The sequence below is a fragment of the Streptomyces sp. NPDC059456 genome, from assembly GCF_042750055.1.
Lineage (GTDB): Bacteria > Actinomycetota > Actinomycetes > Streptomycetales > Streptomycetaceae > Streptomyces.
Genome location: NZ_JBHYVA010000536.1, coordinates 1 through 6,012 on the forward strand (window position 1 = coordinate 1; position 6,012 = coordinate 6,012).

A 6,012-nucleotide genomic window follows, 5' to 3' on the forward strand; every position below is an offset into this window, starting at 1 on the left:
TTTTTTTGGCCGTCTCCGCCGGAAACGGCGCGGCGGGCCGCCCGGGGGGGGGCGGGGGGGCCCCTCCGTTGTCGCCGAACCGCCGGGGCTACTCGCCCCGCCGCAGGCTCGGCTTCAGGTCCTTGAAACGGGCCAGCAGCCCGTTCACGAACGAGGGGGACTCGTCCGTGGAGAACTCCTTGGCCAGCTGGACGGCCTCGTCGATGGCCACGGCGTCCGGGGTGTCGTCCACCCAGATCAGCTCGTAGGCACCGAGCCGCAGGATGTTCCGGTCCGCGACCGGCATCCGGTCGAGTTCCCAGTCCACTGCGTACGTGATGATCAGGTCGTCGATGCGGTTCACCTTGTCGGCGTAACCCTCGACGAGATCCATCGTGAAGGCGCTGACGGGCGGCTGCCGGTCGTCCGACCGCGCGTGGCGGATCCAGTCCGCGAGGACCTCGCGCACGGGCACCCCGCGCTGGTCGGCCTCGAACAGGATCTGGAAGGCGCGCTTGCGCGCGTTGCTGCGGGCAGCCACGGTTAGCTGTTCACCCGGCCGAGGTAGTCGCTCGTGCGGGTGTCGACCTTGATCTTCTCGCCCGTGGTCACGAACAGCGGGACCTGGATCTCGTGGCCCGTCTCCAGGCGCGCGGGCTTGGTGCCACCGGTGGAGCGGTCGCCCTGGACGCCCGGGTCGGTGTGCTCGATGACGAGCTCGACGGCGGCCGGGAGCTCGACGTAGAGCACCTCGCCCTCGTGCTGGGCGACGGAGGCGGTGAAGCCCTCGATGAGGAAGTTGGCGGCGTCGCCGACGGCCTTCCTGTCGACCATCAGCTGGTCGTAGGTCTGCATGTCCATGAACACGAAGTACTCGCCGTCCATGTACGAGAACTGCATGTCACGGCGGTCGATGGTGGCCGTCTCGACCTTCGTGCCGGCGTTGAACGTCTTGTCGACGACCTTGCCGGAGAGCACGTGCTTGAGCTTGGTGCGCACGAAGGCCGGGCCCTTGCCGGGCTTGACGTGCTGGAACTCGACGACGGACCAGAGCTGGCCACCGTCGAGCTTGAGCACCATGCCGTTCTTGAGGTCGTTCGTGGAAGCCACGGTTGCGGAATCTCCTGCACTGGAAGACCACGGGTGCGCGCACAGTCCGCCACGGCGGACTAGAGCGCGAGCAGCTCCTTGGTCGTAATGGTGAGTAGCTCGGGACCGCCGTCCGCCTCGGGGCGTACGACGAGCGTGTCATCGATCCGGACACCTCCACGGCCCGGGAGGTGAACCCCCGGTTCGACGGTGACCGGCACGCAAGCGTCCAGTTTACCCATTGCCGTAGGTGCAAGCTGCGGGTCCTCGTCGATTTCGAGGCCGACACCGTGTCCGGTCGACGGAGCGAGGGCCTCACCGTGCCCTGCCGAGCCCAGTACGGAGCGCGCCGCACGGTCGACTTCGCGGTACGCGGCACCGGGCAGCAGTGCCTCGCGGCCGGCCCGCTGAGCCGCGAAAACAAGATCGTAGAGCTCGACCTGCCAGTCGGCCGGGCTGGTGCCGATCACGAAGGTCCGGCCGATCTCGCACCGGTAGCCGCGGTAGTTGGCGCCGAGGCACACGGAGAGGAAGTCGCCCTCCTCGACCCGGCGGTCGGAGGGCCGGTGCCGGGAGCGGCCGGAGTTCGGCCCGGTGCCCACGGAGGTCGGGAAGGCCGGCCCGTCGGCGCCGTGGTCGACGAGGCGGCGCTCCAGCTCCAGCGCGAGGTGGCGTTCGGTCCGGCCCACCAGGATCGATTCCAGCAGCTCGCCGAGCGCCTGGTCGGCGATCTCCGCGGCGATCCGCAGGCAGGCGATCTCCTCCTCGTCCTTGACGAGGCGCTGCTGTTCCACGGCGGTCCCCAGGTCGGCGAGCCGGGTCCGGGGGGCGACGGAGCACAGGGCCCGGTGGCGGGCGACGGTGAGGTGGTGCTCCTCGACGGCCAGCGACTCGGCGCGCAGCGAGCCGGCCATGTCCCCGGCCGCCACGGCGGCGTCGCTGCCGGGGCCGTCCAGCACGAAGAGCCTGAGCTGTTCGTCCAGGCGCCCCTCGTCGGCGTCGCCGGTGGGCGGGCCGACGGTGAAGAGCACGTCCTCGCCGCCCGGCCCGACAAGCAGGACGGCGCCCTGCGGGGACGCCCCGGCGAGGTAGCGGACGTTCGCCGGACGCGTGATCAGTGCGGCGGCGTTCCCGGCGGCGGCACAGCGGTCACGGAGCAGGCCCCTGCGGGCCGCGTACACGTCTGACATGTATTCGAGCCTACGAGCGCCCCACGCATCCGGCCTGGTGAGCGCATCCGTACGGGGGCGGGGGCGGCCGCGGTGCGCGCCGCCGGCCCCCGCCCCGGGACTGGATCCGGTCAGCCGCCGACGTACGCCGCGAGGTGCTCGCCGGTGCGCGTGGAGCGGTCGGCGACCAGCTCGGCGGGGGTGCCCTCGAAGACGATCCGGCCGCCGTCGTGGCCCGCGCCGGGGCCGAGGTCGATGATCCAGTCGGCGTGCGCCATGACCGCCTGGTGGTGCTCGACGACGATGACCGACTTGCCGGAGTCGACCAGCCGGTCGAGGAGGCCGAGCAGTTGCTCGACGTCGGCGAGGTGCAGGCCGGCCGTGGGTTCGTCGAGCACGTAGACCCCGCCCCTCTCGGCCATGTGGGTCGCCAGCTTGAGCCGCTGGCGTTCGCCGCCCGAGAGGGTGGTGAGCGGCTGGCCGATGGTGAGGTAGCCGAGGCCGACGTCGGCGAGGCGTCCGACGATGCGGTGGGCGGCCGGGAGGGCGCCTTCGCCCGAGCCGAAGAACTCCTCGGCCTCGGTCACGGACATCGCGAGCACCTCGCTGATGTCGCGGCCGCCGAAGTGGTAGTCGAGCACCGACGCGTCGAACCGCTTGCCCTCGCACTCCTCGCAGGTGGAGGCGACGCCGGCCATCATCGCCAGGTCGGTGTAGATGACGCCGGCGCCGTTGCAGGTGGGGCAGGCGCCCTCGGAGTTGGCGCTGAACAGCGCCGGCTTGACCCCGTTGGCCTTGGCGAACGCCTTGCGGATCGGGTCGAGCAGTCCGGTGTACGTGGCCGGGTTGCTGCGCCGGGACCCCTTGATCGCCCCCTGGTCGACCGAGACCACGCCCGCACCGCGCGGGATCGAGCCGTGCACGAGGGAGCTCTTGCCGGAACCCGCGACGCCGGTGACGACGGCGAGGACCCCGAGCGGGATGTCGACGTCGACGTCGCGCAGGTTGTGGGCCGTGGCCCCGCGGATCTCCAGCGTGCCGGTGGGCTTGCGCACCGTCTCCTTGACCTTGGCCCGGTCGTCGAAGTGCCGGCCGGTGATGGTGCCGCCGGTGCGCAGTCCCTCGACGGTGCCCTCGAAGCAGACGGTGCCGCCGCCCGCGCCGGCGCCGGGGCCGAGGTCGACGACGTGGTCGGCGATCGCGATGGTCTCCGGCTTGTGTTCCACGACGAGCACCGTGTTGCCCTTGTCGCGCAGCCGCAGCAGCAGGTTGTTCATCCGCTGGATGTCGTGGGGGTGCAGGCCGGTGGTGGGCTCGTCGAAGACGTACGTGACGTCGGTGAGCGAGGAGCCGAGGTGCCGGATCATCTTGACGCGCTGTGCCTCACCGCCGGACAGCGTGCCCGACGGCCGGTCGAGGGAGAGGTAGCCGAGGCCGATCTCCACGAAGGAGTCGAGGGTTCCCAGGAGCGTCGCGAGCAGCGGGGCCACCGAGGGCTCGTCGAGGTCGCGGATCCATTCGGCCAGGTCGCGGACCTCCATCGCGCACAGGTCGGCGATGTTCCTGCCCTTGATCTTCGAGGAGCGCGCGCCCTCGTTGAGGCGGGTGCCCGCGCAGTCGGGGCAGGTGGTGAAGGTGACCGCCCGCTCCACGAAGGCCCGGATGTGCGGCTGCATGGACTCGGTGTCCTTGGACAGCATCGACTTCTGGACGCGCGGGATCAGGCCCTCGTAGGTCATGTTGATGCCCGCGATCTTCATGCGGGTCGGTTCGCGGTGGAGGAGGTCCTGGAGTTCCTTCTTGGTGAACTTCCGGATCGGCTTGTCCGGGTCGAAGAAGCCCGACTCGATGTAGAGGCGGGAGTTCCAGCCGCCCCCGGTGTAGCCGGGGATCGTGAACGCGCCTTCGTTCAGCGATTTGGTGTCGTCGTAGAGCTGGGTCAGGTCGATGTCGGTGACCGCGCCGCGGCCTTCGCAGCGCGGGCACATGCCGCCGGTGATGCTGAAGCTGCGCCGCTCCTTGATCTCCTCGCCGCCGCGCCGGACGGTGACCGCGCCGGCGCCGCTGATCGAGGCGACGTTGAAGGAGAACGCCTTGGCCGAGCCGATGTGGGGCGTGCCGAGGCGGCTGAAGAGGATGCGCAGCATGGCGTTGACGTCGGTGGCGGTGCCGACGGTGGAGCGCGGGTCGCCGCCCATCCGCTGCTGGTCGACGGTGATCGCGGTGGTCAGGCCGTCGAGCACGTCGACTTCGGGCCGGGCCAGGGTCGGCATGAAGCCCTGGACGAAGGCGCTGTACGTCTCGTTGATCAGCCGCTGCGACTCGGCGGCGATGGTGTCGAACACCAGTGAGCTCTTGCCGGAGCCGGAGACGCCGGTGAACACCGTCAGGCGGCGCTTCGGGATCTCGATGCTGACGTCCTTGAGGTTGTTCACGCGCGCGCCGTGCACGCGGATCAGGTCGTGGCTGTCGGCATCGTGCAGCGCGGGCCTGGCGTTGCTCATCGTGTCTCCGTCGTCCGTCGGGTGGGGTGGCCTGGTCGGTCCGACCAGCTTCGCGGGGGTGTGCTCAGCTGTCCTGGAGAAGCCCGAGGACGTTGCCGTCGGGGTCGGTGAAGGTGGCCACGAGGCGCCCGCCGCCGACGTCGTGGGCGGCGTCCTTCACGGTGGCGCCCGCGGCGGTGACCTCGGCCAGCTTGGCCTCGATGTCCGGGACGTGCCAGTAGGCGACGGGCGAGGTCATGCCCTGTGCGGCGCCGCCGGGGACGAGCCCGATGCTCTGGCCGTGGACCTCGTAGCCGACGTAGTACGGCTCGTCGGTCTGCGGCTTCACGCCGAGCAGCGCGGTGTAGACGTCCTTGGCGGCGGCCAGGTCGGAGACGGGGTGCAGAACGGTCTTGATGCCGAGGGTGGAAGACATGGTCACTCCTGGGGTGAGGGGGCCGGGAGCCGCCTTCTGGCGGCCCCTCCGTCCATGCCGATCACGCTAGTCGCGCACCCTCGTCCCGCGCTTCTCCGATCCTGACCGGTCCCGCCGGCCCGGGGAGCGGTGCTGGACACCCCCTAGAAGGCGGGGGCGCCGAGGGTGCGGGCGAGGGCTTCGTCCAGGGCCCGGGAGGTGGCTTCCACGTCCAGGTCGGAGTTGTCGATGATCGGCAGGCCGGAGCCGTACCAGCCCGCCATCCGGCCGTGGATGCGGGCGACCTCCTCGTCCGAGAGCCGCCGGTTGCCCGAGCGGGCGGCGTTGCGTTCCAGGACGATCTCCAGGCCGGGCAGGAGGACGACGGGCAGCAGGGCGGGGCCTACGTGGCGCTTCCACCCGCCCAGGCCCACCACGGGACGGTCGGGGAAGACGGCGTCGTCGAGGATGCAGGAGATCCCGTTGGCCAGGAAGTTGCGGGCGGCGAAGCCGCAGGTGCGGCGGGCCAGGCGGTACTGGGCTTCGGAGTGGTCGTTCCAGCCGGCCTGCGGGTCGGCGAAGCCCGAGCACACCCACTCGCGGACGTCGTCCAGACTCACGTGCGCGGTCGGGACGGGCCGGGTGCTCGCCCAGTGCCGGGCCACCGTGGTCTTGCCGGCGCCCGCCGGGCCGATCAGCAGCACGGCGAGGGTGGCGCCGCCGGTGCCGGCCACGGCGGGCGGCAGCGGAATGTGTCCCGTGGTCTCGGGGCCGGGCGGCGGTGCCGGCTGCGGGGCGCGGCTAAACAAAACCCAGCCCCCAAGACACACATAGAGCGCGGGGGGGGGGGGGGGGGGTGTTAGAAAAAAGACCCCCC

At 71.1% G+C, this 6,012-nt stretch carries 6 protein-coding genes; all 6 read right to left on the reverse strand.

What is annotated here, in order from left to right; translation table 11 throughout:
- Positions 1-88: 88 nt before the first annotated feature.
- Positions 89-520 (reverse strand): transcription antitermination factor NusB, encoded by a 432-nt coding sequence (nusB, locus tag ACFXA3_RS32640; RefSeq protein WP_054227611.1) that lies wholly within the window; start codon positions 518-520, stop codon positions 89-91.
- Between the two features lie 2 nt (positions 521-522).
- Positions 523-1,089, reverse strand: a complete 567-nt coding sequence (gene efp, locus ACFXA3_RS32645) for an elongation factor P (RefSeq protein ID WP_383349833.1) — start codon at positions 1,087-1,089, stop codon at positions 523-525.
- 59 nt (positions 1,090-1,148) lie between these two features.
- Positions 1,149-2,258 carry an aminopeptidase P family protein gene (locus ACFXA3_RS32650; RefSeq protein WP_385192761.1) on the reverse strand — a complete coding sequence of 370 codons (1,110 nt, stop codon included), beginning with the start codon at positions 2,256-2,258 and terminating at the stop codon, positions 1,149-1,151.
- A gap of 110 nt (positions 2,259-2,368) precedes the next feature.
- Positions 2,369-4,741: an ATP-binding cassette domain-containing protein gene (locus ACFXA3_RS32655; RefSeq protein ID WP_385192764.1), complete on the reverse strand. Its 2,373-nt coding sequence runs from the start codon at positions 4,739-4,741 to the stop codon at positions 2,369-2,371.
- A 64-nt stretch (positions 4,742-4,805) separates the two neighbouring features.
- Complete coding sequence (locus ACFXA3_RS32660; protein WP_385192767.1) at positions 4,806-5,156, reverse strand: VOC family protein; 351 nt, start codon at positions 5,154-5,156, stop codon at positions 4,806-4,808.
- 143 nt (positions 5,157-5,299) lie between these two features.
- A partial coding sequence (locus ACFXA3_RS32665) for an AAA family ATPase (protein WP_385192770.1) occupies positions 5,300-6,012 on the reverse strand: 713 nt, incomplete at its 5' end.